The sequence below is a fragment of the Microcoleus sp. S28C3 genome (assembly GCF_036700785.1).
Lineage (GTDB): Bacteria > Cyanobacteriota > Cyanobacteriia > Cyanobacteriales > Microcoleaceae > Microcoleus > Microcoleus asticus.
Map to the genome: position 1 here is coordinate 1 of NZ_JAUBPO010000242.1, position 3065 is coordinate 3065.

At 46.0% G+C, this 3065-nt stretch carries 1 protein-coding gene; it reads left to right on the plus strand.

The window, feature by feature from the left end:
• The coding region (locus tag QUA13_RS32055) for an ATP-binding protein (RefSeq protein WP_333205076.1) at nucleotides 1-2914 on the plus strand (2914 nt) is incomplete at its 5' end.
• Between the last annotated feature and the right edge of the window lie 151 nt (nucleotides 2915-3065).

A 3065-nucleotide genomic window follows, 5' to 3' on the forward strand; every position in this document is an offset into this window, starting at 1 on the left:
TAAGGTCTATGAAATTCAAATTCAAGCTGCTCAAGCCCAACATCAATTTCTAGAGGCCGTACAGATTGCCCTCAAGAGTGTGGAACGTTTGGGAAACAAGCTTCCGGAGCAACCCAGTCAATCGGATGTTACGCGGGCATTTGAGGCTACTAAATCCATCTTGGCTGGAAGGCAACCGCTGGACTTAATAACTCTGCCTCAGATGAGAGATCCTAACAAGTTAGCAGTTGTACGGATTCTTACCGCTGTTTCTGCTGCTGCCTTTGTTGCCACTCCAGCGCTGTTACCGTTTATTGTCCTAGAACAGGTCAATTTATCCGTTCAATATGGCAATAGTTCATTTTCTGCAAATGGGTATGCCTACTATGGGCTGATGCTTTGTGGGGTGGTAGGAGACGTTGACTGTGGCTATCAGTTCGCACAACTAGCATTGAAGTTGCTCGAACATTTTAATGCTAAAGAACTGAAATCGAGAGTCTATGTTGCAATTCACTGTAGCGTGTGGCATTGGAAAGAGCCGCTCAAGAACTCCTTAGCGTTTCTCCGGGAAGGCTATGAAGTTGGATTGGAAACGGGAGATTTAGAATCGGCTGCCATTTGCGGATTCACTTACATCTCATACTGTTGGTTTATCGGTCGAGAACTAAACGATCTCAGCCGGGAGAGCGCTGCTTTCCGAGAGCAACTCAAACTCCTCAACCAAGAAGGACTTACCAGCCATCTGACGGTTTTTCAGCAAGCAATTTTGAATCTGGTAGGCAATTGTGCCGAACCTTGGCAGCTTAGTGGAGATGCCTTCGTGCGCCAGGAAATCGTGCCAGCCCTCAAGCGATCGGGCGATCTAACTGCGCTGTACTATTTCTATGCCAGCGAACTGAATCTGTGTTACCTGTTTGGCAAGTTTGAGTTGGCGGTGGAAGCCGCGCTCTTTGCGGAAAATTATATAGGTAACGCGACAGGCTTATTCATTGTTGCGATCTGCTACACGTACGATTCTCTAGCTCATCTGGCACTCTATTCTCAGGTTTCCGAGGCACAACAGCAACGCATTCTGGATCGGGTGGCTAAAAACCAAGAAAAAATGAAAACTTGGGCTGACCACGATCCAGCCAATTACCTGCACAAATTTTATTTAGTTGAAGCCGAACGATACCGAGTATTAGGGTACAAATCAGAAGCATTGGAATGCTACGATCGCGCGATCGCTGGAGCGACAAAGAATGAATACTTACAAGAAGTTGCCCTGGCAAACGAATTAGCAGCCAAATTCTATTTAGAGTGGGGAAAAACCCGCGTTGCTAGAGACTACCTGCACGATGCTTACTATAGCTACGCTCGTTGGGGAGCCGCAGCTAAGGTGAGGGAGCTGGAGCAATCCTATCCTGAAGTCTTAGCGTTAATTTTGCAACCGGATGAATTACAGCTTACATCAGAAATAACGCTCCCTGAAAGGAATACCATTTCATCCCATACGATTAGCAAATCATCAACATCCAGCAGCTGCAGCATATCTGCTGTATTAGATATAAAAACTGTTCTCAAAGCTTCCCAAACCCTCTCTAGCGAAATTCATCTAGAGCGATTACTCTCGACGCTGCTGCAAGTGGTAATTGAAAATGCCGGCGCTGACAAATCTGCCTTGTTATTGCTCAAAGGGAATAAATTAATCGTTGAAGCAATGACTACATTCGCTTCCTGCTCGACTGTGCTGCTATCAATTCCGCTTGAGGAAAGTCAGGAGCTTCCTATTACGCTAATCAACAGCGTTAAACGTACCTTACAACCATCGCTGATTAGTAATGCAACAACTGATTCTTCGCTGATGGCAGATCCTTACATCATCCGCCGGCAGCCCAAGAGCCTGTTGTGTGCGCCGATTCTCCATCAGGGAAAACTGTTAGGCGTACTCTATCTGGAGAACAACCTTGCTATCGGCGCTTTTACCAGCGATCGCGTCGCGATCCTCAACATCCTGTGTTCGCAAGCTGCAATTTCCTTACAGAACGCCCGACTGTATCAGCAATCCCAGGAATATGCCCAAAAACTAGAGCTTTATCTTCACGATCTCAAACAGATGCAGTTGCAACTGGTGCAGAGTGAGAAAATGTCTGCTCTCGGCAATCTGGTGGCAGGGGTAGCCCACGAAATTAACAATCCCTTAGGCTTTATTGCCGGCAACTTACAACCGGCTCAGGAATACGTACAAAATCTGTTGGAGCTAATCGATCTCTATCTAGATCATTTTCCCAAGCCGGGAGCCAAAATTGAAGAAAAAATCGAGGCCATAGACTTAGAGTATTTGCGAGAAGATTTGCCCGAACTGATTAAATCCATGAATGAGGGTGCCGATCGCATTCGCGATATCAGTACGAGTTTGAGAACTTTTTCGAGGGCAGATACCTATCGCCCGGTTCCTTTTAATATTCACGACGGACTTGACAGCACTCTCTTGATTCTCAAGCACCGTTTAAAAGCCAGCGAGCGCCGGCCTGCTATTGAAGTGGTGAAAGAGTATGGCAAGCTGCCTCTAGTGGACTGTTTCCCCGGACAGTTGAATCAGGTTTTTATGAATATTTTGGCTAATGCGATTGATGCGCTGGAAGAATCAAGTAAGGAACGTAGCTTTAGTGAACTTAAAGCGAATCCTAACCAAATCACGATCCGAACTGCTACGGACAAAGAAGGCAAACGGGTCTTGATTTGGATTAAAGACAATGGAGTAGGGATGTCGGATGAAGTGAAGCAAAAAATATTCGATCACTTATTTACCACCAAATCTGTAGGTCAAGGAACGGGATTGGGATTGGCGATCGCCCGCCAAATTGTAGTAGAAAAACATATGGGGGAGCTGGAGGTAAACTCTGCACTGCATCAAGGAACTGAATTTGTAATTTTGTTGCCGGTGAAAGGGTGAGGTCGAAGTGCTATCACCGTTCAACCTCGCAGATCGAAATCCAGATTAACTGTTAAAAATCAATATTGAAGATGAGGATAGCCCACAATGAATGCACCCGTAAATTTGATCGATACCATTCCCGGCTACCGTCTGACGGAGCAACTGTACA